General features: G+C 50.0%; 38 protein-coding genes. 32 read left to right on the forward strand and 6 right to left on the reverse strand.

Annotation, left to right across the window (positions count from 1 at the left end):
* Window positions 1–95: 95 nt before the first annotated feature.
* The 32 genes from rpsJ (at window position 96) to LPB67_RS00160 (ending at window position 17776) form a co-directional block, all read left to right on the forward strand.
* Entirely contained in the window at window positions 96–410 is a 315-nt protein-coding gene (gene rpsJ, locus LPB67_RS00005) for a 30S ribosomal protein S10 (RefSeq protein ID WP_262834989.1), read from the forward strand.
* Window positions 411–589: 179 nt separating this feature from the next.
* On the forward strand, window positions 590–1246 hold the full coding sequence (rplC, locus tag LPB67_RS00010; protein WP_262834990.1) for a 50S ribosomal protein L3: 657 nt from the start codon (window positions 590–592) through the stop codon (window positions 1244–1246).
* Between the two features lie 3 nt (window positions 1247–1249).
* Complete coding sequence (gene rplD, locus LPB67_RS00015) at window positions 1250–1873, forward strand: 50S ribosomal protein L4 (protein WP_262834991.1); 624 nt, start codon at window positions 1250–1252, stop codon at window positions 1871–1873.
* Window positions 1870–2184, forward strand: a complete 315-nt coding sequence (gene rplW, locus LPB67_RS00020) for a 50S ribosomal protein L23 (protein ID WP_262834992.1) — start codon at window positions 1870–1872, stop codon at window positions 2182–2184. The genes rplD and rplW overlap by 4 nt, the downstream gene beginning before the upstream one ends.
* A 2-nt stretch (window positions 2185–2186) precedes the next feature.
* Window positions 2187–3014: a 50S ribosomal protein L2 gene (gene rplB / locus LPB67_RS00025; RefSeq protein ID WP_262834993.1), complete on the forward strand. Its 828-nt coding sequence runs from the start codon at window positions 2187–2189 to the stop codon at window positions 3012–3014.
* Window positions 3015–3024: 10 nt separating this feature from the next.
* Entirely contained in the window at window positions 3025–3300 is a 276-nt protein-coding gene (gene rpsS / locus LPB67_RS00030) for a 30S ribosomal protein S19 (protein WP_262834994.1), read from the forward strand.
* A 5-nt stretch (window positions 3301–3305) separates the two neighbouring features.
* The gene (gene rplV, locus LPB67_RS00035) at window positions 3306–3638 is read left to right on the forward strand and encodes a 50S ribosomal protein L22 (RefSeq protein ID WP_262834995.1); all 333 of its coding nucleotides are present in this window, start codon (window positions 3306–3308) and stop codon (window positions 3636–3638) included.
* Window positions 3639–3647: 9 nt separating this feature from the next.
* Window positions 3648–4487 (forward strand): 30S ribosomal protein S3, encoded by an 840-nt coding sequence (gene rpsC / locus LPB67_RS00040; RefSeq protein ID WP_262834996.1) that lies wholly within the window; start codon window positions 3648–3650, stop codon window positions 4485–4487.
* A 2-nt stretch (window positions 4488–4489) separates the two neighbouring features.
* Window positions 4490–4909: a 50S ribosomal protein L16 gene (gene rplP / locus LPB67_RS00045; protein WP_061532016.1), complete on the forward strand. Its 420-nt coding sequence runs from the start codon at window positions 4490–4492 to the stop codon at window positions 4907–4909.
* Between the two features lie 12 nt (window positions 4910–4921).
* Entirely contained in the window at window positions 4922–5113 is a 192-nt protein-coding gene (gene rpmC / locus LPB67_RS00050; RefSeq protein ID WP_186917408.1) for a 50S ribosomal protein L29, read from the forward strand.
* Window positions 5113–5397: a 30S ribosomal protein S17 gene (gene rpsQ / locus LPB67_RS00055; RefSeq protein ID WP_262834997.1), complete on the forward strand. Its 285-nt coding sequence runs from the start codon at window positions 5113–5115 to the stop codon at window positions 5395–5397. Before rpmC ends, rpsQ begins: the two co-directional genes overlap by 1 nt.
* Window positions 5398–5640: 243 nt before the next feature.
* A complete protein-coding gene (gene rplN / locus LPB67_RS00060; protein WP_016836029.1) occupies window positions 5641–6009 on the forward strand; it encodes a 50S ribosomal protein L14 in 369 nt (122 codons plus the stop codon).
* 9 nt (window positions 6010–6018) lie between these two features.
* A complete protein-coding gene (rplX, locus tag LPB67_RS00065; RefSeq protein WP_262834998.1) occupies window positions 6019–6333 on the forward strand; it encodes a 50S ribosomal protein L24 in 315 nt (104 codons plus the stop codon).
* Window positions 6334–6337: 4 nt separating this feature from the next.
* Entirely contained in the window at window positions 6338–6877 is a 540-nt protein-coding gene (gene rplE / locus LPB67_RS00070) for a 50S ribosomal protein L5 (RefSeq protein WP_262835000.1), read from the forward strand.
* 7 nt (window positions 6878–6884) lie between these two features.
* The gene (gene rpsN / locus LPB67_RS00075; protein WP_153236341.1) at window positions 6885–7190 is read left to right on the forward strand and encodes a 30S ribosomal protein S14; all 306 of its coding nucleotides are present in this window, start codon (window positions 6885–6887) and stop codon (window positions 7188–7190) included.
* Window positions 7191–7204: 14 nt separating this feature from the next.
* Window positions 7205–7600: a 30S ribosomal protein S8 gene (gene rpsH, locus LPB67_RS00080; RefSeq protein ID WP_262835001.1), complete on the forward strand. Its 396-nt coding sequence runs from the start codon at window positions 7205–7207 to the stop codon at window positions 7598–7600.
* A 10-nt stretch (window positions 7601–7610) separates the two neighbouring features.
* Window positions 7611–8144, forward strand: a complete 534-nt coding sequence (rplF, locus tag LPB67_RS00085; RefSeq protein WP_262835002.1) for a 50S ribosomal protein L6 — start codon at window positions 7611–7613, stop codon at window positions 8142–8144.
* Between the two features lie 12 nt (window positions 8145–8156).
* Window positions 8157–8519 carry a 50S ribosomal protein L18 gene (gene rplR / locus LPB67_RS00090; protein ID WP_262835003.1) on the forward strand — a complete coding sequence of 121 codons (363 nt, stop codon included), beginning with the start codon at window positions 8157–8159 and terminating at the stop codon, window positions 8517–8519.
* A gap of 12 nt (window positions 8520–8531) precedes the next feature.
* Complete coding sequence (gene rpsE, locus LPB67_RS00095) at window positions 8532–9050, forward strand: 30S ribosomal protein S5 (protein ID WP_262835004.1); 519 nt, start codon at window positions 8532–8534, stop codon at window positions 9048–9050.
* 10 nt (window positions 9051–9060) lie between these two features.
* Entirely contained in the window at window positions 9061–9240 is a 180-nt protein-coding gene (rpmD, locus tag LPB67_RS00100; RefSeq protein ID WP_126771746.1) for a 50S ribosomal protein L30, read from the forward strand.
* 28 nt (window positions 9241–9268) lie between these two features.
* On the forward strand, window positions 9269–9700 hold the full coding sequence (gene rplO / locus LPB67_RS00105; protein ID WP_262835007.1) for a 50S ribosomal protein L15: 432 nt from the start codon (window positions 9269–9271) through the stop codon (window positions 9698–9700).
* 24 nt (window positions 9701–9724) lie between these two features.
* A complete protein-coding gene (secY, locus tag LPB67_RS00110) occupies window positions 9725–11062 on the forward strand; it encodes a preprotein translocase subunit SecY (RefSeq protein WP_262835008.1) in 1338 nt (445 codons plus the stop codon).
* Between the two features lie 23 nt (window positions 11063–11085).
* Entirely contained in the window at window positions 11086–11304 is a 219-nt protein-coding gene (gene infA, locus LPB67_RS00115; protein ID WP_014004414.1) for a translation initiation factor IF-1, read from the forward strand.
* Window positions 11305–11331: 27 nt separating this feature from the next.
* Window positions 11332–11445: a 50S ribosomal protein L36 gene (gene rpmJ, locus LPB67_RS00120; protein ID WP_014004415.1), complete on the forward strand. Its 114-nt coding sequence runs from the start codon at window positions 11332–11334 to the stop codon at window positions 11443–11445.
* Window positions 11446–11471: 26 nt separating this feature from the next.
* Window positions 11472–11837: a 30S ribosomal protein S13 gene (gene rpsM, locus LPB67_RS00125; RefSeq protein WP_262835013.1), complete on the forward strand. Its 366-nt coding sequence runs from the start codon at window positions 11472–11474 to the stop codon at window positions 11835–11837.
* Window positions 11838–11865: 28 nt separating this feature from the next.
* Complete coding sequence (gene rpsK / locus LPB67_RS00130; RefSeq protein ID WP_110255932.1) at window positions 11866–12270, forward strand: 30S ribosomal protein S11; 405 nt, start codon at window positions 11866–11868, stop codon at window positions 12268–12270.
* Between the two features lie 188 nt (window positions 12271–12458).
* On the forward strand, window positions 12459–13082 hold the full coding sequence (gene rpsD / locus LPB67_RS00135) for a 30S ribosomal protein S4 (RefSeq protein WP_262835014.1): 624 nt from the start codon (window positions 12459–12461) through the stop codon (window positions 13080–13082).
* Window positions 13083–13188: 106 nt separating this feature from the next.
* Entirely contained in the window at window positions 13189–14166 is a 978-nt protein-coding gene (locus LPB67_RS00140) for a DNA-directed RNA polymerase subunit alpha (RefSeq protein ID WP_262835015.1), read from the forward strand.
* Between the two features lie 176 nt (window positions 14167–14342).
* Complete coding sequence (gene rplQ / locus LPB67_RS00145; RefSeq protein ID WP_262835016.1) at window positions 14343–14738, forward strand: 50S ribosomal protein L17; 396 nt, start codon at window positions 14343–14345, stop codon at window positions 14736–14738.
* Between the two features lie 134 nt (window positions 14739–14872).
* Window positions 14873–15196, forward strand: coding sequence for a divalent-cation tolerance protein CutA (gene cutA, locus LPB67_RS00150; RefSeq protein ID WP_262835017.1), 324 nt, complete (start codon window positions 14873–14875; stop codon window positions 15194–15196).
* On the forward strand, window positions 15193–17007 hold the full coding sequence (gene dsbD, locus LPB67_RS00155) for a protein-disulfide reductase DsbD (RefSeq protein WP_262835018.1): 1815 nt from the start codon (window positions 15193–15195) through the stop codon (window positions 17005–17007). The genes cutA and dsbD overlap by 4 nt, the downstream gene beginning before the upstream one ends.
* A gap of 130 nt (window positions 17008–17137) precedes the next feature.
* The gene (locus LPB67_RS00160) at window positions 17138–17776 is read left to right on the forward strand and encodes a peroxiredoxin (protein WP_262835019.1); all 639 of its coding nucleotides are present in this window, start codon (window positions 17138–17140) and stop codon (window positions 17774–17776) included.
* A 123-nt stretch (window positions 17777–17899) separates the two neighbouring features.
* On the opposite strand, the gene sbcB is transcribed toward LPB67_RS00160, so the two are convergent.
* From sbcB to yihA, 6 genes are all read right to left on the reverse strand, one after another.
* Window positions 17900–19348, reverse strand: a complete 1449-nt coding sequence (gene sbcB, locus LPB67_RS00165) for an exodeoxyribonuclease I (protein ID WP_262835021.1) — start codon at window positions 19346–19348, stop codon at window positions 17900–17902.
* Window positions 19349–19465: 117 nt separating this feature from the next.
* Entirely contained in the window at window positions 19466–20578 is a 1113-nt protein-coding gene (locus LPB67_RS00170; protein WP_262835022.1) for a magnesium transporter CorA family protein, read from the reverse strand.
* Window positions 20559–21806, reverse strand: a complete 1248-nt coding sequence (locus LPB67_RS00175; RefSeq protein ID WP_262835023.1) for a sterol desaturase family protein — start codon at window positions 21804–21806, stop codon at window positions 20559–20561. Before LPB67_RS00175 ends, LPB67_RS00170 begins: the two co-directional genes overlap by 20 nt.
* Before the next feature lie 36 nt (window positions 21807–21842).
* On the reverse strand, window positions 21843–22490 hold the full coding sequence (locus LPB67_RS00180) for a lysoplasmalogenase (protein ID WP_262835024.1): 648 nt from the start codon (window positions 22488–22490) through the stop codon (window positions 21843–21845).
* A gap of 37 nt (window positions 22491–22527) precedes the next feature.
* Window positions 22528–23541 carry a porphobilinogen synthase gene (hemB, locus tag LPB67_RS00185; RefSeq protein ID WP_262835025.1) on the reverse strand — a complete coding sequence of 338 codons (1014 nt, stop codon included), beginning with the start codon at window positions 23539–23541 and terminating at the stop codon, window positions 22528–22530.
* 253 nt (window positions 23542–23794) lie between these two features.
* The gene (gene yihA, locus LPB67_RS00190; protein ID WP_262835026.1) at window positions 23795–24520 is read right to left on the reverse strand and encodes a ribosome biogenesis GTP-binding protein YihA/YsxC; all 726 of its coding nucleotides are present in this window, start codon (window positions 24518–24520) and stop codon (window positions 23795–23797) included.
* Window positions 24521–24605 lie beyond the last annotated feature (85 nt).

Raw genomic sequence — 24605 nt, forward strand, 5'->3', positions numbered from 1 at the left:
AAACTTTTTGATATAATCGTAGTTTCGCTCTTTGTTTAAAAAAATGCTGCAGGTAAGAAAAAATTGCCTGCAGCCCGTTCTTTTTAGGAAATATCATGTCTACAAATCAAAAAATCCGTATCCGCTTGAAAGCATTTGATTACAAGTTGATCGACCAATCTGCACTCGAAATCGTAGAAACAGCAAAACGTACTGGCGCAGTTGTTAAAGGCCCGGTTCCTTTGCCAACGCGTATACAACGTTTCGACGTTCTGCGTTCCCCGCACGTGAACAAAACTTCCCGTGACCAGTTCGAAATCCGCACTCACCAACGCCTGATGGATATTGTTGATCCTACAGATAAAACCGTTGATGCATTGATGAAACTGGACTTGCCAGCTGGTGTCGACGTAGAAATCAAACTGCAATAATTTTTTCTGAAAATGTCACATACCACAATTTTTGGCATTTTCAAATAAATAGTCTTGTGAAATAAAATTTTGCAGGCTATAATCGAAGGCTTAGATATAGGTCAGCTTCGGCTGGCCTATCCGTTTAAGTTTTTTAAACAGTCAGCCCCACCCAATCGTAGGTGGGAATGGAGAAAACAATGAGCTTGGGCCTTGTTGGTCGCAAGGTTGGTATGATGCGTATCTTTACTGATGATGGTGATTCAATTCCAGTCACAGTTTTAGATGTATCTAACAATCGCGTGACACAAATCAAAACTCCTGACACAGACGGTTATTCCGCTGTTCAGGTAACTTTCGGTCAGCGCCGTGCATCCCGTGTAACAAAAGCGGCTGCAGGTCACCTCGCAAAAGCAGGTGTTGAAGCTGGTACTGTCTTAAAAGAATTCCGTGTCGATGCTGTTAAAGCTGCTGAATTGAAGGCGGGCGATGTTGTGCCTATCGGTCTGTTCGAAGCTGGTCAAAAAGTAGACGTGCAAGGTGTAACGATTGGTAAGGGCTATGCCGGTACCATCAAGCGCCATCACTTCTCTTCTGGTCGCGCAACTCACGGTAACTCACGTTCGCATAACGTACCTGGTTCTATCGGTATGGCGCAGGATCCAGGTCGTGTATTTCCTGGTAAGCGCATGACCGGTCACCTGGGTGATGCTACTCGCACAGTGCAAAATCTGGAAATCGCTCGCGTTGACGCTGAGCGCCAGTTGTTGCTGGTGAAGGGTGCTGTGCCGGGTGCGAAAAATGGTCAGGTGATTGTATCTCCTGCTATTAAAGTTAAAGCAAAGAAGGGGGCTTAATCTATGGAACTGAAGCTCCTAAACGAACAAGGTCAAGCGGCGTCTAACGTTGCTGCTCCTGATACTATTTTCGGTCGTGATTACAACGAAGCTTTGATTCATCAAGTGGTTGTTGCTTTTCAAGCGAATGCTCGTAGCGGCAATCGTAAACAAAAAGATCGTGAAGAAGTCCATCACACAACCAAGAAGCCTTGGCGTCAAAAAGGTACTGGTCGTGCTCGTGCCGGTATGTCCTCTTCCCCGCTGTGGCGCGGAGGTGGTCGTATATTCCCGAACTCGCCTGATGAGAATTTCTCTCACAAAGTTAACAAAAAGATGTATCGCGCAGGTATCTGCTCGATCCTGTCTCAGTTGGCTCGTGAAGGTCGTTTGAATGTAGTTGATACTTTGGCTGTTGATGCTCCGAAGACAAAATTATTGTCCGACAAGCTGAAAGCCATGGGTTGCCTGGATTCAGTGTTGATTATCACTGAAGAATTCAACGAAAACCTGATGTTGGCCGCTCGCAATCTGGTGAATGTTTTGGTCGTTGAGCCACGCTACGCTGATCCGGTTTCTTTGGTGTTCTATAAGAAAGTGTTGATCACTAAGCCGGCATTGGCAAAGATTGAGGAGATGCTGGCATGAACGCATTAGTTAAGCATAGCGAAGAGCGCCTGATGAAGGTGTTGCTGGCTCCGGTGATTTCTGAAAAAGCAACTATGGTTGCTGAAAAGAATGAACAAGTAGTTTTCCTGGTTACTCCGGATGCTACTAAGCCAGAAATTAAAGCCGCCGTGGAATTGCTGTTCAAGGTTCAAGTTGAATCTGTTCAAGTGGCAAATCGCCAGGGTAAACAAAAACGTACCGGTAGATTTAATGGTCGTCGCAATCATACAAGACGTGCTTTTGTATGCTTGAAGCCGGGCCAGGAAATCAACTTCACTGAGGGGGCATAAGCATGGCACTCGTTAAGATGAAGCCAACCTCACCAGGTCGTCGCGGTATGGTGAAAGTGGTAACTGAAGGCCTGTATAAAGGTCGTCCGTTTGCTGCTCTGTTGGAAAAGAAATCAAAAACTGCTGGCCGTAATAATAACGGTCACATCACTACCCGTCATATCGGTGGTGGTCATAAGCAGCATTATCGTCTGGTTGACTTTAAGCGCAACAAAGATGGTATTCCTGCAAAAGTTGAGCGTATTGAATACGATCCTAATCGTACAGCCCACATTGCTTTGTTGTGCTACGCGGATGGTGAGCGTCAATACATCATTGCAACTAAAGGTATGGCTGTCGGTGATCAGGTAATGAACGGCTCGCAAGCGTCGATCAAATCCGGTAACTGTTTGCCAATCCGCAATATTCCAGTTGGTACGACGATGCATTGCGTCGAAATGTTGCCAGGCAAAGGTGCGCAGATTGCACGTACAGCCGGTGCTGGTGTTGTGTTGATGGCGCGTGACGGTACTTATGCGCAGGTTCGTTTGCGTTCCGGTGAAGTTCGCCGCATTCACATCGAATGCCGTGCAACGATCGGTGAAGTGGGTAACGGCGAGCACAATTTGCGTAAGATTGGTAAAGCTGGTGCGATGCGTTGGCGCGGTGTTCGTCCTACCGTTCGCGGTGTGGTCATGAACCCGGTCGATCACCCGCATGGTGGTGGTGAAGGTAAAACAGCAGCCGGCCGTCATCCAGTATCGCCATGGGGTCAACAGACCAAGGGTAAGAAGACACGTCGCAACAAGCGTACTACTTCGATGATCGTCTCACGCCGTGGTAAGAAATAAGGGATAACACATGACACGTTCAGCGAAAAAAGGGCCGTTTTGCGACGCCCACTTGGTGAAAAAAGTCGAAACTGCGCAAGCAACTAAAGACAAAAAGCCAATCAAGACATGGTCACGCCGTTCGACAATTATGCCGGACTTCATTGGCCTGACGATCGCGGTACACAACGGCAAGCAACACGTGCCGGTATATGTATCCGAAAACATGGTTGGTCACAAACTTGGCGAATTCGCGTTGACTCGTACGTTCAAGGGTCACGCCGCCGATAAAAAGGCTAAGAGATAGGTGCAATGATGGAAACTAAAGCAATTCTGCGCGGTGTGCGTCTGTCTGAGCAAAAAGGTCGCCTGGTGGCTGACCTGATTCGCGGTAAAAAAGTAGATCAAGCATTGAATATCTTGGCCTTCAGCCCGAAAAAAGGCGCAACAATCATCAAGAAAGTGTTGGAGTCTGCAATTGCAAACGCCGAGCACAATGATGGCGCCGACATCGATGAGTTGAAAGTAAAGACTATCTATGTTGAAAAAGGTACGATCCTGAAGCGCTTCACAGCACGCGCCAAGGGTCGTGGTGATCGTATCTCTAAACAATCCTGTCACATTTACGTGACTGTCGGTAATTAAGGAGTCACGATGGGACAGAAGATACATCCAACTGGTTTTCGTCTGGCGGTAACACGTAACTGGTCATCACGCTGGTATGCAGGCAATGGTAACTTTGCTTCCATGCTCGGTGAAGATCTGAAGGTGCGTGCTTACCTGAAGAAAAAACTGAAAAACGCCTCAGTAGGTCGTATCACTATTGAGCGTCCGGCTAAAAACGCCCGCATTACTATTTACAGCTCCCGTCCAGGTGTTGTGATCGGTAAAAAAGGCGAAGATATTGAAGTGTTGAAAGTCGAACTGGCGAAGATCATGGGCGTGCCTGTGCATGTCAATATCGAAGAAATCCGCAAGCCAGAAATCGATGCTCAACTGATCGCTGATTCTATCGCTCAGCAACTCGAAAAACGCATCATGTTCCGCCGCGCCATGAAGCGTGCGATGCAAAATGCCATGCGTCTGGGTGCTAAGGGTATCAAGATCATGTCCGGCGGTCGTTTGAACGGCATCGAAATCGCTCGTAAAGAATGGTATCGCGAAGGCCGTGTGCCTCTGCATACTTTGCGCGCTGATATCGATTACGGCTTCGGCGAAGCATCGACAACCTACGGCATTATTGGCGTTAAGGTTTGGGTTTACAAAGGTGATCGTTTAGCCAATGGCGACGCACCAGTGATTGAATCCACTCCAGAAGACGACAAAAAACGTCGTGGTCCGCGTCGTGACGATGGCAAGCCAAATAGCCGTCCTCGCACTAAGCGCCCAGAAGGACAAAACACACCCGGTACAGCAGCAGCTCCAGCAGCCAAACGTGCGCGCACTAAGGCAGATGGCGTAGCGGCAGCACCGGCTGAGAAAGCAGGAGAATAATCATGCTGCAACCAGCACGCAGAAAGTATCGTAAAGAACAAAAAGGTCGCAACAAGGGGATTTCACATTCTCGCGGCACGGCTGTTTCTTTTGGTGAGTTTGGTCTGAAGGCGGTTGGCCGTGGTCGTATTACTGCGCGTCAAATCGAAGCTGCACGTCGTGCTATGACTCGTCATATCAAACGTGGTGGCCGTATCTGGATCCGTATTTTCCCAGACAAGCCAATCTCCCAAAAACCAGCAGAAGTTCGTATGGGTAATGGTAAAGGTAATCCTGAGTACTACGTTGCTGAGATTCAGCCAGGCAAAATGTTGTACGAAATGGATGGCGTTGATGAAGCGCTGGCACGCGAGGCGTTTCGCCTGGCTGCAGCTAAACTGCCGTTATTGACTACGTTCGTCGTGCGTCAAGTCGGCCAATAATAGGAGTTGTAAATGAAAGTATCTGAACTCCAAGGTAAGGATCAGGCGGCTTTGACGAAAGAACTGAATGAATTGCTGAAGGCTCAGTTCAGCTTGCGCATGCAAATTGCTACGCAACAGCTGAACAATACTTCACAATTGAAAAAAGTTCGTCGCGACATCGCACGCGTAAAAACTGTCATGAATCAGAAGGATGCCAAATAATGAACGATCAAGCGAATGTTCAAACAAAAGTGGCATTGAAGCGCACATTGATTGGCAAGGTTGTTTCCGACAAGATGGACAAGACCGTTACGGTGGTCGTTGAACGTCACGTCAAGCATCCTTTGTATGGCAAAATCATCGTCCGTACTAACAAGTACCATGCACACGATGAAGCAAACCAGGCAAAGGCAGGCGACACTGTTGAAATTCAAGAAGGCCGTCCAATCTCCAAGACTAAAGCTTGGACAGTGACACGTGTGGTTCAAGTTGCTCAAGTTTTATAAAGTTATTGCACAAATCGCTTTTTGATGTAATAATAGCTGGCTGTCATTTGCAAATCTTGTAAGTGGCAGCCTAAATGCCTTTCGCAGCATTAAGATTTGTTGTGAAAGTAATTAAAAAATTCGTCCACCTAATCAGTTGGCTCGTGCATTGTTTGTTGTGTATTGGGTTGGCTGGCGGGACCAAGACTGACTACAGATTTGCATCGTGCGGATTATGTGGATTAAGTTGGGAAAGAGAACATTATGATTCAAACAGAAAGCCGGCTGGAAGTGGCTGACAACACTGGTGCGCGTGAAGTATTGTGCATTAAGGTGTTGGGCGGCTCCAAGCGTCGTTATGCGGGTATTGGTGATGTTATTAAGGTCACTGTGAAATCTGCTGCTCCTCGCGGTCGTGTAAAAAAAGGTGAGATTTACAACGCAGTTGTTGTGAGAACTGCCAAGGGTGTTCGTCGTCAAGACGGTTCCCTGGTGAAGTTTGATAGCAATGCTGCAGTTTTGTTAAATGCAAAGCTTGAGCCTATCGGAACTCGTATTTTCGGCCCAGTAACACGCGAACTGCGTACTGAGCGCTTCATGAAAATCGTTTCGCTTGCTCCAGAAGTGCTGTAAGGGAACGTCATGAGCAAAATTCGTAAAAACGACGAAGTCATCGTCTTGACGGGTAAAGACAAAGGTAAGCGTGGTCAGGTGCAGCAATGCGTTAATGCTGACTACGTTGTTGTCGCAGGTGTGAATGTCGCTAAAAAAGCGACTAAGCCTAACCCAATGACTGGCGCAGTTGGTGGCATCGTTGATAAATTGATGCCGATTCATGTTTCCAATGTGGCGTTGTTCAACGCTGCATCTGGCAAGGCAGACCGTGTAGGCTTGAAGATAGTGGATGGTAAGAAAGTCCGTATCTATAAGTCGACTGGCGAAGTTGTGAAGGCATAACATCATGGCCCGTCTACAAGCATTTTATAAAGAAAAAGTTGTTGCTGATTTGACAGAGAAATTCTCTTATAAATCATCAATGGAAGTGCCTCGTATCTTGAAAATTACCCTGAACATGGGTTTGTCAGAAGCAATTGCTGACAAGAAGATCATTGAGCACGCTGTTGGTGATTTGACGAAAATTGCTGGTCAAAAGCCCGTGGTCACCAAAGCGCGTAAAGCGATTGCTGGCTTCAAAATTCGTGAAGGCTATCCAATCGGTTGTATGGTGACTTTGCGTGGCGCTCAAATGTATGAATTCCTGGATCGTTTCATTACCGTGGCCTTGCCGCGTGTACGTGACTTCCGTGGTGTGTCTGGTCGTGCGTTTGATGGTCGTGGTAACTACAATATCGGCGTCAAGGAACAGATCATTTTCCCTGAAATCGAGTACGACAAGATCGACGCGCTGCGTGGTATGAATATCAGTATCACGACGACAGCAAAGACCGACGAAGAAGCGAAAGCCCTTCTCGCCGCATTTAAATTCCCGTTCAGAAACTGAGGTCGCCATGGCAAAATTGGCACTGATTAATCGTGAGCAAAAGCGTGCAGATCTGGTGAAGAAATTCGCTGGCAAACGCGCCGAATTGAAGGCCATCATTGATGACCAATCAAAATCTGAGGAAGAGCGTTATGAAGCTCGCCTCAAATTGCAGGCATTGCCACGTAATTCCAATCCGACACGTCAGCGCAATCGCTGCGCTTTGACAGGTCGTCCACGTGGAACATTCCGTAAATTCGGTTTGGGCCGTATTAAACTCCGTGAAGTCGCCATGCGTGGTGAAGTTCCGGGTATGACTAAAGCCAGCTGGTAATAGGAGAATATGCAATGAGTATGAGCGATCCTATCGCCGATATGCTGACCCGCATCCGTAATGCGCAAGTTGTTCAAAAGACTGCCGTTGCGATGCCATCTTCTAAAGTAAAGATTGCAATTGCAAACGTACTTAAAGATGAAGGTTACATTGAGGATTTCGCAGTTGTTGAAGCTGCCGGTAAATCCGAATTGAAAATCGGTTTGAAATATTATGCAGGGCGTCCTGTTATTGAGCGCTTGGAACGTGTTTCACGTCCTGGTCTCCGTATTTACAAAGGTAAAGACGAGATCCCAAGTGTGATGAACGGTTTGGGAGTGGCGATTGTTTCCACACCAAAAGGCGTCATGACTGACCGCAAAGCGCGCGCAACCGGTGTCGGTGGCGAAGTAATTTGCTACGTCGCCTAAGGAGTGCAAGATGTCACGAGTAGGTAAAATGCCAATCGCTTTGCCAGCAGGTGCAGAAGTTAAAATCTCGGCAGAAGCGATTTCAGTAAAAGGCCCAATGGGCGCGATGACTCAAGGCTTGAATGGCTTGGTCACAGTAGCGAACGATAACGGCACTTTGAGTTTTTCACCAGCCAATGATGGTCGTGAAGCCAATGCAATGACAGGTACATTACGTGCCCTGGTCAATAACATGGTGAATGGCGTTACTAAAGGCTTTGAAAGAAAACTCACTTTGGTTGGCGTTGGTTACAAAGCGCAAGCACAAGGCGACAAATTGAATTTGTCCTTGGGTTTTTCACATCCAGTTGTGCACCAAATGCCGGAAGGCGTAACGTGCGCTACACCAACACCTACTGAAATCCTGATCAAAGGGATTAATAAGCAGCAAGTAGGCCAGGTGGCAGCTGAAGTCCGTGCATACCGCAGCCCAGAGCCTTATAAAGGCAAGGGTGTCCGCTACGCGGACGAAGTGGTTGTGATTAAAGAAACCAAGAAGAAGTAATAGGGGTTGACGATGGACAAGAAACAATCACGTCTGCGCCGCGCGACTCAAACCCGTGCCAAGATCGCAGAACTCAAGGTGAACCGCCTGGCGGTACACCGTACGAATCTGCATATCTACGCAAACATCATTGGCCCAGATGCCAAAGTGTTGGCGTCGGCTTCTACCCTCGAGGCAGAAGTCCGTGCAGAGTTGGCAGCAGCGTCTGGCAATGGTGGCAATGCAGCAGCAGCGACACTGGTCGGCAAGCGCGTTGCAGAGAAAGCATTGAAAGCAGGGGTTACCGAAGTCGCGTTTGATCGCTCCGGTTTCCGTTACCACGGCCGCATCAAGGCGTTGGCAGAAGCCGCGCGTGAAGCTGGTCTGAAGTTCTAAGGAAAATTCGTCATGGCAAAAATGCAAGCGAAAACGGCAGCCGACAAGCCAGATGATGGCATGCGCGAAAAAATGATCGCGATCAACCGTGTAACCAAAGTGGTTAAGGGTGGTCGTATCATGGGTTTCGCAGCACTGACCGTCGTTGGTGACGGCGATGGCCGCATCGGTATGGGTAAGGGAAAGTCGAAAGAAGTTCCTGTCGCCGTACAAAAAGCAATGGAAGAAGCTCGTCGCAAGATGATCAAGGTGACTTTGAATAACGGCACTCTGCAGCACGCTGTTACTGGTCGTCATGGCGCATCAAAAGTGATGATCATGCCAGCTAAAGAAGGTACTGGCGTTATTGCGGGCGGTCCAATGCGCGCTATTTTCGAAGTGTTGGGTGTGGTGAACGTCGTTGCTAAATCGAACGGCTCCACTAATCCATACAATATGGTTCGTGCGACTTTGGACGGTTTGTCCAAAATGAGTACGCCATCGGAAATCGCTGCGAAACGTGGCAAGTCCGTTGAAGAAATTCTGGGCTAAGGTGAGCGAAATGACAAAGACAGTAAAAGTAACTTTGGTCAAAGGCCTGATCGGGACTCGTGAGTCTCATCGCGCTACAGTCCGTGGGTTGGGTTTGCGTCGTGTGAATTCAGTTTCTGAATTGCAAGACACACCATCCGTACGTGGCATGATCAACAAAGTCTCGTATCTTGTGAAGGTTGTATCGTAAGCCGTCAGGGTTGCGATCGGAGCAAATTATGGAATTAAATACAATCCAGCCAGCAGATGGCGCAAAACACTACAAACGTCGTGTCGGTCGCGGCATCGGTTCTGGTTTAGGTAAGACAGCAGGCCGTGGTCACAAAGGTCAAAAGTCTCGTTCAGGCGGTTTTCATAAAGTCGGTTTCGAGGGCGGTCAGATGCCTTTGCAACGTCGTTTGCCTAAGCGTGGTTTTAAATCATTGGCAACGCCATACAAAGCAGAAGTTCGTTTGACAGATCTGGAAAATTTGCCAGTAACTGAAATCGACATTCTGGCCTTGAAACAAGCTGGTGTAGTGTCTGAATTGGCGCGCGTAGTTCGCGTGATCCTGGCAGGCACAATCACTAAAAAAGTAACTTTGAACGGTTTGATCGCTACTAAAGGCGCTAAAGCTGCAATCGAAGCTGCTGGCGGCTCAGTCGCTTAATCAGTGCTGACACTGGAGCAATAATTGGCAACATCTCCACAACAAGCTAAAAGTGCCGCCAGTGGTTTTCCTTGGGGAAGACTGTGGTTTTTGCTGGGGGCATTAGTTGTATACAGGATAGGTGCGCACATACCGGTTCCAGGCATTGATCCAAATGCGTTGGCAGAACTGTTTAAACAAAACCAAGGCGGTATCTTGGGGATGTTTAATATGTTTTCCGGTGGCGCCTTGTCGCGATTCGCTGTGCTTGCGCTGGGAATTACACCGTATATTTCTGCATCGATCATTATGCAGTTAATGTCGATAGTCTCGCCTCAACTGGAAGCCTTGAAAAAAGAAGGCGAATCCGGTCGTCGTAAGATTACCCAATATACGCGTTATGGAACCTTGTTGCTCGCTACATTGCAGGCTTATTTCATTGCGTTTGGCCTGGAAGCTCAGCCGGGACTGGTGATTGATCCGGGTGTCGCTTTTCGCTTCACTACGACAGTAACCCTGGTCACCGGAACCATGTTTTTAATGTGGTTGGGTGAGCAAATTACTGAGCGTGGTTTGGGCAATGGTATTTCGATCATCATTTTTGCAGGTATTGCAGCAGGCTTGCCAAATGCCTTGGCTGGTTTGTTTGAGCTGGTTCGTACTGGTTCTATGCATTCAGTCTCTGCATTGTTGATTTGTTTGATTGTTGCTGCAGTCACCTTCTTTGTCGTATTCGTAGAGCGTGGCCAGCGTAAGATTTTGGTCAATTACGCGAAACGCCAGGTTGGAAATAAAGTATATGGCGGGCAAAGCAGTCACTTGCCCTTGAAGTTGAATATGGCTGGTGTGATCCCACCGATCTTCGCTTCTTCGATTATCTTGTTCCCAGCGACGATTACAAGTTGGTTTACCAAAGGTATGGAATCTTCAGATAGCGGTTTTATCCGTTTCCTGAAGGACTTGTCCGCATCGATGGCTCCAGGCGAACCGATTCATGCTTTGTTATACGCCGTTGCAATTATTTTCTTCTGTTTTTTCTATACTGCTTTAGTTTTTAATAGCAAAGAAACTGCAGATAACTTGAAAAAGAGCGGTGCATTTGTTCCAGGTATTCGTCCAGGCGATCAGACAGCGCGATACATCGATAAGATCTTGATGCGTTTGACGTTGGCGGGTGCGGTCTACATTACTTCGGTTTGTTTATTGCCTGAGTTTTTGGTAGCCCATTGGAAGGTTCCATTCTATTTCGGCGGTACATCATTATTGATTATCGTGGTAGTGACGATGGACTTCATGGCGCAGGTGCAAAACTACGTGATGTCACAGCAATACGAATCGCTTCTTCGTAAAGCAAATTTCAAGGGTGGCATACCGTCAAGGTAGCACTCAGAGGAACAGCAGACCGAATGGCAAAAGACGACGTTATACAGATGCAGGGTGAGATTCTTGAGAATCTTCCAAATGCAACATTTCGAGTTAAGTTGGAAAACGGGCATATTGTACTAGGCCATATTTCTGGGAAAATGCGTATGAACTATATCCGCATTTTGCCAGGCGATAAGGTGACAGTGGAATTGACGCCTTATGATTTGAGCCGGGCGCGAATAGTGTTCCGTACTAAGTAACCAAGTAAAGAAGGAAGAGGGCAAAAAATGAAAGTTCTCGCATCAGTTAAGCGGATTTGCCGCAATTGCAAGATCATCAAACGCAAAGGTGTAGTTCGTGTAATTTGCACAGAACCACGCCATAAACAGCGTCAAGGTTAATTCAGGTTATTGACGAGGAATAACGAATGGCACGTATCGCAGGGGTTAATATCCCAAATCATCAGCATACCGTAATCGGCTTAACAGCTATCTATGGTATTGGCCGCCCACGCGCAGAAGACATCTGCGCCGCTACCGGTGTTTTAACTAATAAAAAAGTTAAAGATCTGGACGACAACGAACTGGAAAAACTCCGTGACGAAATTGCAAAATTCGTCGTAGAGGGCGACCTGCGTCGTGAACTCTCGATGAACATCAAGCGTTTGATGGACTTAGGTTGCTACCGCGGCCTGCGTCATCGTAAGGGCTTGCCTTGCCGTGGTCAACGTACACGTACGAATGCTCGTACACGTAAGGGCCCACGTAAAGCAGCGCAATCTTTGAAGAAATAATCTAGGCAACTAGATTCAAGGAAATATTATGGCAAAAGCACAAAATAACGCAGCCGCAGCCCGCGCTCGTAAAAAAGTTAAAAAGAACGTCGCCGAGGGCATCGCTCACGTACACGCTTCTTTTAACAACACCATCATCACGATCACTGATCGTCAAGGCAATGCGCTGTCATGGGCAACTGCTGGTGGTGCGGGTTTCAAGGGCTCGCGCAAATCTACACCGTTTGCAGCGCAGGTTGCAGCAGAAGCAGCTGGTAAAGTTGCGGTGGAATGCGGCATCAAAAATCTGGAAGTTCGCATCAAGGGCCCAGGCCCAGGTCGTGAATCTTCAGTGCGCGCTTTGAATAATCTGGGCATCAAAATTTCCCTGATCCAAGACGTGACTCCAGTTCCGCATAACGGCTGCCGCCCTCCAAAGCGTCGTCGTATCTAAGAATCGTCGTAGTTTAACGATGACTAGCTTTCTAACGGTTTTACCGTTAGAATACAGCCCGCCAATCCTATTGGTGGGTTTTGTGTTGTATTCATTATTTATTAAGACCACCGTCTGATAGCAGGTAGATCAGACTAGCGCAGCGGAGTAATGTCTCCGCTCTGCGTCATTCAACAAAGGAAATTATCGTGGCACGTTATATCGGACCAAAAGCAAAATTATCCCGTCGCGAAGGCACGGATCTGTTTCTGAAAAGCGCACGCCGCTCTTTGGATTCAAAATGCAAATTAGATGCAAAGCCAGGTCAACACGGTCGCACTTCAGGTGCTCGTACCTCTGACTTCGGTAATCAATTGCGTGAAAAGCAAAAAGTTAAACGTATGTACGGTATTCTGGAACGTCAATTCCGCCGCTACTTTGCAGAAGCTGATCGTCAAAAAGGCAATACCGGCGAAACTCTGCTGAAGCTGCTCGAATCGCGTCTGGACAACGTCGCTTACCGTATGGGTTTCGGCTCTACACGTGCAGAAGCGCGTCAATTGGTCAGCCACAAGGCATTCACAGTCAATAATGTGGTGGTGAACATTGCTTCTTACCAGGTTAAAGCCGGTGACGTTGTTGCCGTTCGTGAAAAATCGAAAAAGCAAGTACGTATCGTTGAAGCTCTGTCTTTGGCAGAACAAACTGGCATGCCTTCTTGGGTTGCTGTCGATCCTAAGAAAATGGAAGGTACTTTCAAGTCCATGCCAGATCGTAGTGATATCGCTCACGATGTCAACGAATCTCTGATCGTTGAATTGTACTCACGTTAATATTCAAGTTTCACCGCCTGCCTATTTTTTGATAGGCAGGCTTTTTTCTTTAATGCCATCAGCCTTATCGACGTAACGAGTCGAGGGTATTGAAAAGGACATTGTTATGCAAAACAATCTGTTGAAGCCACGTATTATCGACGTGGAAATGCTGGGTGCCGGTCACGCTAAAGTCGTGATGGAGCCATTTGAACGTGGCTACGGTCACACACTGGGTAACGCTCTGCGCCGCGTGCTGTTGTCTTCCATGGTTGGCTATGCGCCAACGGAAGTGACTATTGCCGGTATCGTTCATGAATATTCATCATTGGATGGCGTTCAGGAAGACGTTGTCGATATTTTGTTGAACTTGAAAGGGATTGTTTTCAAGTTGCATAACCGTGATGAAGTTACGCTGACATTAAAGAAAGATGGCGAAGGCGCCGTATTGGCTTCCGATATCGATTTGCCGCACGACGTAGAACTAATCAATCCGGATCACGTGATTGCGAACCTGACTGCCGGCGGTAAGCTGGACATGCAGATCAAGGTCGAAAAAGGCCGCGGCTATGTGCCGGGTAACGTTCGTCGCTTGTCTGAAGATGCCAACAAAACCATAGGCCGTATGATTCTGGATGCGTCTTTCTCTCCAGTTCGCCGTGTGTCCTATTCCGTTGAATCTGCGCGTGTAGAACAGCGTACGGATCTGGATAAATTGGTCATCAATATCGAAACCAATGGCGTGATCACACCTGAAGAAGCGATTCGTCAGTCTGCACGTGTCTTGGTTGATCAATTGAATGTATTCGCAGCTCTGGAAGGTACGGAAGCCGCTGCTGAAGCGCCATCACGTGCACCAGCAGTCGATCCGGTTCTGTTGCGTCCAGTCGATGATCTGGAGTTGACAGTACGTTCTGCCAACTGCCTGAAAGCAGAAAATATTTACTACATTGGTGATTTGATCCAGCGTAGCGAAAACGAATTGTTGAAGACGCCAAATCTGGGTCGCAAATCTTTGAACGAAATCAAAGAAGTGCTGGCTTCCCGCGGTTTGTCTTTGGGCATGAAGTTGGAAAACTGGCCACCTGCTGGCCTGGAAAAATAATTTGTTATATTGCCCGGATAATGAGAGTTATCCGGGCAACTAATAAATCAGTAGTAACCTAGCAGTACCTGAGTAGTTCTGGTTGTCGTTCGTAATACCAAGCAATTACCGGCCCGCGCTGTGACATGCAGTGATAGAAGAGCTGGAATTAATTTAAAAATCTGAAAGGAAATATCATGCGTCATCGTCACGGCTTACGTAAGCTGAATCGTACCTCTTCCCACCGTCTGGCTATGCTGCGCAACATGACAGTATCGTTGCTGCGTCACGAAGCTATCAAAACAACCTTGCCAAAAGCAAAAGAATTGCGCCGTGTTATCGAGCCGATTCTGACTTTGGGTAAAACAGACACACTGGCTAACAAGCGTCTGGCTTTCTCCCGTTTGCGCGATCGCGAAATGGTCCTGAAACTGTTCGCTGAACTCGGCCCGCGTTACGCAAATCGTAACGGCGGTTATCTGCGTATTTTGAAAATGGGTTTCCGCGTTGGCGACAATGCACCTATGGCCTACGTAGAATTGTTGGATCGTCCAGAAGTTACTGATGTCGATGCAGCGCCAACAGCAGAGTAATCTGTGCTGGTCATGTAGTCTCAATAAAAAGCCAGGCATTGCCTGGCTTTTTTGCATCTTGGCCTAGGCCAGACGTTACTGAGCAGACCTTGCTAAAATAGTGGATCACACCATTTCAGTTTGAGCGAACAAGCATGGATAATTTTTTGCTGGTCATGACGAATGTGCCGGATGAATCCATTGCACAAGCGATCATTCAGGCTGTCTTGGAAAAGAAATTGGCTGCTTGTGTGAACGTACTGCCGGCGGTGCGGTCTTTCTATAGCTGGAACGGGACGCCGCAGCTGGCGACGGAAATCGCTTTACTGATCAAGACCACGGAAGCAAAATATATTGCATTACAGGCTCTTATCCAGAGCATTCATCCATACGACGTACCAGAAATTATCGGCATTCCCATCGCGCAAGGCTTACCGGCTTATCTGCAGTGGGTTCTCCAGGAAACAGGATCTGCATGAAGACTTTTACTATCCATTCTCAAGGTGGTTTTTTAAACTGGTTTGCAATGCTTGGCAGCCGATTGAGCACTTGTCTGACCTTGCTCATTTTACTGTCCGCGGCAATCGCATCGATAAGCAGGGCCGAGGATTTTTTAGATCCTGAGCTCGCGTTTAAAGTCAGTGCCAAGATGAGCGAGCCTGGGGTTGCCGAAGTTAGTTTCCAGATCGCCGACGGTTATTATTTATATCGCGAACGACTAAAATTTGCCTCTCAGGATGGCAAGCTGGGCGAGCCGGTGCTGCCTAAAGGTAAAGTCAAATTTGACGAGACATTTCAAAAAGAAGTGGAAACCTATCGCACAGCGGCAGTGGTTAAGATTCCAGTGCAGGCGTCCGGCGACTTCAGCTTGAAGGTGACCAGCCAGGGTTGTGCTGATCAAGGTCTGTGCTATCCACCGCAAGAGGCGGTATTTAAACTGGCGATTACCGATGCCCCTGCTAAAACCAATGGCGGCGGCGTTAAGCCTGCGGTCGATAGCGGTACAGGTTCTGCCGGCTCCGATACGGAAATCTACAGCATCAGTGCCGCCTTAAAGAGCGGCAAATTAATCGTTATTTTGCCTTTGTTTTTCTTGCTCGGATTAGGCTTGTCATTCACGCCTTGTGTGCTGCCTATGGTGCCTATCCTGTCGTTCATTATTGTCGGCGAAGGCACGTCGGTACGTCGCAGCCGGGGTTTCCTGCTGTCGATGATGTATTCGCTTGGCATGGCGCTGGTCTACACCGCTTTGGGTGTGACTGCCGGATTGCTGGGAGAAGGCTTGGCGGCAACATTGCAAAATCCCTGGGTACTCGGCGCATTCGCTTTGCTGATGGTGATCTTGTCGCTGGCGATGTTTGGGGTTTATCAGTTGCAAGTACCGGCTGCTTTACAAACCAAATTGACGACGGCATCCGACGGGCTGCGCAATGGTAAATTGATCGGCGTGTTTTTAATGGGATCGATCTCCGCGCTCATCGTCGGGCCTTGTGTGGCTGCCCCCTTAGCCGGTGCCCTGGTGTATATCAGCCAGACGCGCGACGTCCTGGTGGGCGGTTCTGCCTTGTTTGCGATGGCAATCGGCATGAGCGTTCCTCTATTGCTGGTCGGCTTGTCCGCTGGCAGTTTGCTGCCACGTGCAGGCGCCTGGATGGAGAGCATCAAGCGCTTCTTCGGCGTCCTGATGCTGGCGATGGCGATCTGGATGGTGTCGCCAGTTATCCCGGTCTGGACGCAAATGGCAGCATGGGCAATATTGCTGATCAGCTACGCGCTTTATCTGTTGTTCTTGCATAAAGGAAATTTGTATTCCAAAACCTTTGCGATCATCTTTGTCTTAGCCGGTGCCGCACAATTAACCGGCGCACTGACGGGTGGGCGCGATGTGTTTGCTCCTTTAGCGCATTTAACCGGCGGGCAAAAACACGGTGTTGCTTTCACCCGGATTCGCTCGCTTGCCGAGTTGGATGCTGCCATCGCTCAATCGAAGGGCAAAACCGCCTTACTCGACTTCTATGCAGACTGGTGCGTCTCATGCAAGGAAATGGAAAAACTGACCTTCACCGACGATAAAGTCAGGGCGCAAATGGAGCAAATGTTGTTGCTGCAGGTGGATGTAACTGCTAACAATGCCGACGACAAAGCCTTGTTGAAACGCTTTCATTTGTTTGGCCCGCCAGGGATTGTCTTCTTCAATAGACGCGGCGAAGAAATGACTAACGGGCGTGTGATTGGCTATCAGAATGCCGAGAAATTTTTGACATCCTTGGGCCTCGTTAATGTGAAGTAAGGTGGAGTAAGGCCGGGTAAGGCGACAACATATACCGGTCACGGTATAAGCAATCAACTTCTCTGTCCTTGAATCTATTACTGATGCGGCCTATAGTTTTTATCTCAAACTTTTTTGATTGGAGAAAAACATGACTCTACGTTTAGGTGATATTGCTCCTGATTTCGAACAGGATTCTTCGATAGGCAAATTGAATTTTCATGCTTGGGCAGGTGATTCCTGGGTCGTGCTTTTTTCCCATCCTGCCGATTTCACGCCGGTCTGCACTACGGAGTTAGGCTTGACGGCCAAATTGAAACCCGAATTTGATAAGCGTCATGTCAAGGCGATTGCACTTTCGGTCGATCCGGCCGAAAAGCACCTGCAATGGATCAGCGATATCGAAGATACGCAAAAGACCGTGGTCGGCTTCCCCATCATCGCCGATGCCGATCGCAAGGTTTCGCAACTATACGACATGATCCACCCGAATCAATCGGAAACCATGACCGTGCGTTCGCTGTTCGTCATCGACCCCAAGAAAAAAGTGCGCCTGACTATCACTTATCCGATGAGCACCGGCCGCAATTTCGATGAAGTTTTGCGTGTGATCGATGCCTTGCAACTGACCGATGGCTATACGGTAGCCACGCCAGGCAACTGGCGCGATGGCGACGATGTGATCATCCCGCTGACGATACAAGATCCTGATCAGATCAAGCAGAAGTATCCGAAAGGCTTTACAGCGCCGCGTCCGTATTTGCGCATGACACCGCAGCCGAATAAATAATCACTACAACTTTTGATCGTATAAAGGCGCCCCGTCATGACGGGGCGTTTTTTTTATCTGGACGGTGTTGCTGTTTGCCAGTGAAACCGTTATTTAGCGGAATGTTATGTTTGCCCGGTCCGGCTACCTGACAGGAACGACCATCTCCGCGTAGTCGTACAATGCGCCCAAAATTTCCTCATCGGCTGCGCTGGCATCCTCGGACAATTGGTCTATCTGATTGAAATACTGATCGATGTTACGCGCATTGCCTGCACCATCGAGCAGGCGGGCGATCCGGTGTTCTTCCCATTGCGCCTGTTCGATCTCATTCAAGGTTTCGGGGAAATTACGTGCACGGTAGCGGAACAGCAATTCAGCTAAACGCCGGTCCTGAAAATCCGGTTGCGCCTGCGCCAATCGTTCCGGGGGCATGGCCCGCAGCTCGTTCAGCAGGCGCCGGTCACCGGCGCCGATAAATCCGCCGTACAGGTCTTCGTCAACGTCCGCTGTTGCTTGATCGCGCGGCGCATACACTTGCTCCCACAGTTGGCGCAACTGATCGGCATGCTCGCTCATCAAGGCTGTCGCACGGTCGATATGGCGCTGCACCAAATCCAGATCGATCTGCCAGCGCCCGGCCATCGCTGCTGACAGGGTTTTCAGATTGCCGATCACGACCGGCGATTTGTTCAGATGCACGGTCTTGACGGGCAGGCGGTTGACGCCTTCGGGCAATGCATCGGTTTTGCTGAACATGCGCAATTGCGCACTGGCAGCATCGAGCGTCGCCAGTTCCGCCGGATCGTGGGCGAGATCCCAGGCGATCACTTCATTTTTATTTTTTGGATGTACCGCCAATGGCCACATCAAGGCCAGGCAGCCGCGCTCGGTCGGGAACATGCCGGATACATGCAGGAAGGCTTTGCCCAGCATAGGCAAGCCGATTTCCGCCGCGACTTTATCTTTCTTATGCAGCGCTAAACAAAAATCAAACAACTTCGGTTGCTTTTGCCGTACCAGGCGTGCCAGCGCGATGGTGGCGCGTACGTCGGACAGCGCATCATGCGCAGCCTCGTGCGCGATGCCGTTCGCGGCGGTCAGGTGCTCCAGGCGAAAGCTGGGCTTGCCATCCTCATTGGTTGGCCAGTTGATGCCTTCAGGCCGCAGCGCATAGGTGGTGCGCAGCATGTCCATGATATCCCAGCGACCGCATTGGTTTTGCCATTCACGCGCGTACGGATCGATCAGGTTGCGCCAGAACATGAAGCGGGTGATCTCGTCGTCAAAGCGTATGGTGTTGTAGCCGACGCCGATGGTGCCGGTCTTGGCCAGCTCCTGCTCTATCTTTGCGGCAAATTCATATTCGGGGATGCCGCGCTCCAGACAGGTCTGCGGCGTGATATGCGTGATCAGGCAAGATTGCGGATCCGGCAAGAAATCATTCGCCGGCTGGCAGTACAGCATGATGGGTTCGCCGATTTCATTCAGTTCGGCATCGGTGCGGATCGCGGCGAATTGGGCCGGCCGATCGCGTCGGGCTTGCGCACCGAAGGTTTCATAATCGTGCCATAGGAAACTGAATTCTTGCATGTACGGTCTTTAAATATGGTGTAAATATAGGGGAGTATTTTTAAATTACCACGCATTTATTGCGGATTAATACCTGTTTTTATGCATACTCTACCTCAGTATGTTAATTCGTGAGCTTCAGTCGCGACGCCGGCTCAGCTGATCTTCCAGATAGCGCTGGCTGCGGAAATACACCAGCAAGCCAATCACAATCAGCAGCATTGCTCCCATGGTCATCCAGAATCCTGATGCATTTTTGAGCAAAGGCATGACCTCAAAATTCATCCCGAATATACCGGTAATCAAGGTCAGCGGCATGAACAGGGCGGTGATCACGGTCAGGGTGCGCATGATCTCGCTGGTACGATGCGCCATTGCCGAGAAATGGATTTGCACTGCCGATTCCAGCGACGCTTCCAGGCGGCGCGCATGATTCAGGACGCGGCTGATATGCTCCATCACATCGTTGGTACGGACCAGTAGCAAATCCTTGGCGCGACCGTTGCCGCTATCGCTGCCGTCGTGCGCATCGACGATGTGATCGCGCAATTCCTGCAAAGCGTCGCGTTGCTCTTCGCACAGATTATCGAGCTTGCGCAATTCCAGCCGCGAATCGAGCAGCGCCATCCAGTTATTAAAAGGACGGCGCGGATCAAGCAGCGCATGTTGCCAGCGATCGAGTTGCTGGGTCAGCGGCTGGCGCAATTCCAGGTATTGATCGACCATCGCATTCAGCAGCCGCAGCATCAGATCTTCTGGTGAGCATGGCAGGCGACTCGAGTGGCTATTACCTTCCGCTTTATGTTTGTAGTTCAGCAAGCGGGTACGCGCATTATCGATGGTACGACTGTTCTCGGCGCGTACCGTGACCAATGCATTCCCCATCAGAAAAAACGAAACTGGCACGGTCGCCAATTTATTCAGCGCCGCCGGGATTTTCCGCTTCTGCTGCTCGGCTTGTTCGTTGCCTTGAAGCGCACTTGCTTCGCCGTTTAAAGCGAGTTTGCGAAACACCACCATCTCATAATCCTGCGTCGTATCGAAGTACGATGGGTGGCTTAAATTGACTGCGTCTTTCAAATGCAAATCGTAAATCTGCGAGCCTGTCAGTCGCGCGACCTCGTCGCGCCAGGCTTCGGGATTGCGAGTTACTTCATCATGCGTGGCATCGAGCCAGACAAAACCTTGCGACTGAACCGATGCCTCCGGATTCAGCAAGACCTGCGTGTCGTTAATGTGAAAGATGTCCATGCCGAGTATTCTTAAAGATGAGTCCGAGTGCAATTAATGAGGCCATACCAGCCGCAGCGATTACGGCTTGCGCAAGCAATGGCAAGGCGAATAGTTGAAACCAGCTGGCGCTGACGAGGACCATCGCCAGCGTCGCCAGCAGGCGCACAGCTTCCAGTCCGCGATACCAGGGCTTTTGTTCCATCAGCCCGCCTACCGTCCATAATCCCGCCACCAGCCAGATTGCATACGGCACCGTGTGCGCTGCATTGGCAGTGGGTGCGACCGTCAGAAAATGCGTGGCGACTTGCAAAATAATCGTAAATTGCACGATGCAATACCACAGGGCCGCTGCGCTCAGCGGCGGGTTGTATTCGGGACGCTGGATATCGAAGGATTTAGCCGGCGCTGTCGCCGCCACATCGGCAGGACGCCAGCCCGGCGGCATCAGCCAGATGCGGCATTTATCGCGCCAGCTGCGTGTGCGCCAGGCATCTGCGGCAACGGCTTTGTACACCTCCAGATTGGCCCACAAAGGGTTCCAGCTACGCAGCGGGCTGCGGGTGCCGAACACTACCGGATGGGCATCCTGCTCTTCGATAAAAGTTCCGAACAGGCGATCCCATAGAATTAAAATACCGCCGTAATTTTTATCCAGATACAGATCATTCACGCCATGATGCACGCGATGATTGGAGGGCGACACAAAGACCCGGTCGAACCAGCCCAGCTTGTCGATTTGTTCGGTGTGTATCCAGAATTGATACAGCAGATCGATCAGCGCGACGATGATAAATACTTGTACCGGATAACCGAGCAAGGCCAGCGGCAGATAAAAAATCCAGCCAAATAAAGCGCCGGTGCTGGTCTGGCGCAATGCGGTAGTCAGGTTATACGCCTCGCTCTGATGGTGTACCACATGCGCCGCCCACAGCAGATTGGTTTCATGCCCCATGCGGTGCAGCCAGTAATACAAAAAATCATACAGCAGCAAGCCCGATATCCAGACCCACCAGCTATCGCCGGATAAATTGAAAATCGCAAAATGCTGCGCGACCCAGGCATAAATGCCGACCGCCAGCACTTTTAAAAATACGCCGGTCACCTGGCTCATCACACCCAGGCTCAGGCTATTGATCGCATCATTGATGCGGTACAGATGACGCTGGCGGCGTCGTGCGACGATGAATTCAATCGCGATCAGCAAGAAAAATACAGGACTCGCAAAGGTAATGATTTTTTCTTGCATGATGATCGCGGTAGAGGAGATTCGGGAAGTCGGGGTTCAGGCAATGTTAACCGAGCGGGCAAGCTGGCTTAGCGCGGCATAATAGGTCGCCAATATCAGCAGGCTGGCTTGCGGCAGCGGCGTATAAAACTGATTGTAAGCCAGCAGCGTGTCCGACAACATAAAAATCACACCGCCGCACATGGCGAGTTTGCTGGCGGTGGTTTGCAGGCTCAGATGGCGGCTGATCGCCTGCGATGTCATGCACAGCAGGCAGGCTACGTATACCACAACCGGGATGCGCAAATCGGCTGCAAGTCCGAGCCACAGTACCGACAAATTGAACGCGCCTAGCAGGCCGACCATCAGGAAAATCAAAGGGCGGGAAAACCAGCGGGTATCGCTAGTCAAGGCACGTAGAAAGCACAGGTGGGCGCATAAAAAACTTCCGAGGCCGAGCAGGAATCCTGATTTGAGCAGCGTCACGGGCAGCATCAAAAAGATATCGCCGAAGAGCGACAATACGATGCCGGTCAGTATCGCTGTTCGATAGGGAGGGGTAAAGTTTGAGGCGCGATACGCGAGCCAGAATATCAGAAGTGTGGTCAGCGGTTTGCAGACATAATGCAGCCAGATCGCACTATCCTGGGCGCCCGCGCCGGCGATTGCCAGCGCGGCAGAGATGATGATTAAAAATGGCAGCATCATCGGGATGAGAGGTCGATTGAGATAGGGTGAGAAATCAGGCGGTATGCTTCAGCAGGCGGGCCACATCGCGCGCAAAATACGTCAGGATGCCGTCGGCGCCCGCCCGCTTGAATGCCAGCATGGTTTCCATCATGGTCTTGTTGTGGTCGAGCCAGCCATTTTGCGCTGCGGCCTTGATCATCGCGTATTCGCCGCTGACTTGATAAGCGAAAGTCGGCACCTTGAATTCATCCTTGACGCGCCGCACGATATCCAGATAAGGCATGCCCGGCTTGACCATCACCATGTCTGCGCCTTCTGCCAGATCGAGTGCGACTTCGCGCAAGGCTTCGTCGCTATTCGCCGGATCCATCTGATAATTCGCTTTATCGCTTTTGCCGAGATTGGTGGCCGAACCGACCGCATCGCGGAAAGGGCCGTAAAACGCCGAAGCATATTTGGCTGAGTAAGCCATGATGCGGGTGTGAATATAGCCGTGCGATTCCAGTGCATGGCGGATCGCCCCGATACGGCCATCCATCATGTCGCTCGGCGCGACGATGTCGACGCCGGCTTCGGCTTGCGTTAAGGCCTGACGCACCAGCATCTCGGTGGTTTCATCATTCATGACATAACCATCGGCATTGATCAGGCCGTCCTGACCATGGCTGGTGTAAGGATCGAGTGCGACGTCGGTCAGAATGCCGAGTTCCGGGAAACGGCTTTTGAGTTCGCGAACCGCGCGCGGGATCAAGCCTTTTGGGTTTGTCGCTTCGATACCGTCCGGTGTTTTCAGGCTAGGATTGATGGCCGGGAACAGCGCCATGACCGGGATGCCGAGCGCCACGCAATCTTCCGCCACGCCGAGCAAGATATCGACCGATACGCGTTCCACGCCGGGCATGGAGGCGACTTTTTCGCATTGATTGATACCTTCAATCACGAACACCGGATAAATCAGATCGGAGGCGGTGACGCTGTTCTCGCGCATCAGCGCACGCGAGAACACGTCGCGACGCATACGACGCATGCGGATGGCAGGAAATTGGGCGGGTTTTGTAATAGACATGAAGATCACCGTAAGAATTTTTTGTTCAGAGTAATGAAACTTTTTTCCAAGTGCAAGCTCAGAGGAATAGGTGTTAAGTACAGGTCTTCAAAATCCAGTGTCTTAAACCTACCGCTTCTCCTCCCTGAGCGGGCGCCAATCGTCCCTATGCGATTCGGCGTTATTCCCCCGGCACGATGCAATCGGCCGGGGTTTTTTTATGCGGCCAGATCAATTCCACCATGGAATTGAAAGCCGTGCGCATCATCGCCATTTATTCCTGAGCGCCTGAGATCGCAGAATTGCTGTTGTCTTCGACGGCATCTTCGGCCAGAGGAATATCCAGCCCCAGCAAATTTTGTATCTTGGCGTCGGCTTCTTCAATCCCGGTGCGCTTCAGCGAAGAAAATAATTGTGCGGTAAATGGGAACGGTTGGCCGCGCGCATCGGTGTAGCTAGACAGAATATTATTGGTCAGGCGCAGCGCGTTCGTCGCATCATTGCGGTTCAGCTTGTCCGCCTTGGTCAGCAGGCAGTGAATCGGGCGACCGGTTGGCGCAAACCATTCCAGCATCTGGGTGTCGAGGTCGGTAAATGGACGACGCGCATCCATCATCAAGACCAGTGCCGACAATTGCTCGCGCTTTTGTACGTACGCGCCCAGCAATTGATTCCAGTGTGTTTTAGCGGCGCCCGGCACTTCGGCGTAACCGTAGCCCGGTAAATCGACCAGCAGGGCGCGGATTTCATCGACGCGGGTTTCGTCTTTGCGATGCTGCCCGACATGGGCGCCGCCGATGGAAAAATAGTTGATATGCTGCGTGCGTCCCGGTGTTTTGGACGCGAAGCATAATTTCTTTTGATTGCACAGAATATTGATCGCCGTCGATTTACCTGCATTGGAGCGGCCGGCAAAGGCAATTTCCGGTACGGTGGTGTGCGGCAAATCGCGCAGATGATTGACCGTGGTGAAGAAACGGGCTTGCCAGAGAATAGACATAAGAGGTGCTTGCGCTTATTAAATAATAGTAAAGATGATCGGGATTGAGCCGGCACTAAAGTTCGCATTCAGCTCGTACTTAAGC

Origin of the sequence: Undibacterium sp. Jales W-56 (assembly GCF_025548535.1) — a bacterium.
GTDB lineage: Bacteria > Pseudomonadota > Gammaproteobacteria > Burkholderiales > Burkholderiaceae_D > Undibacterium.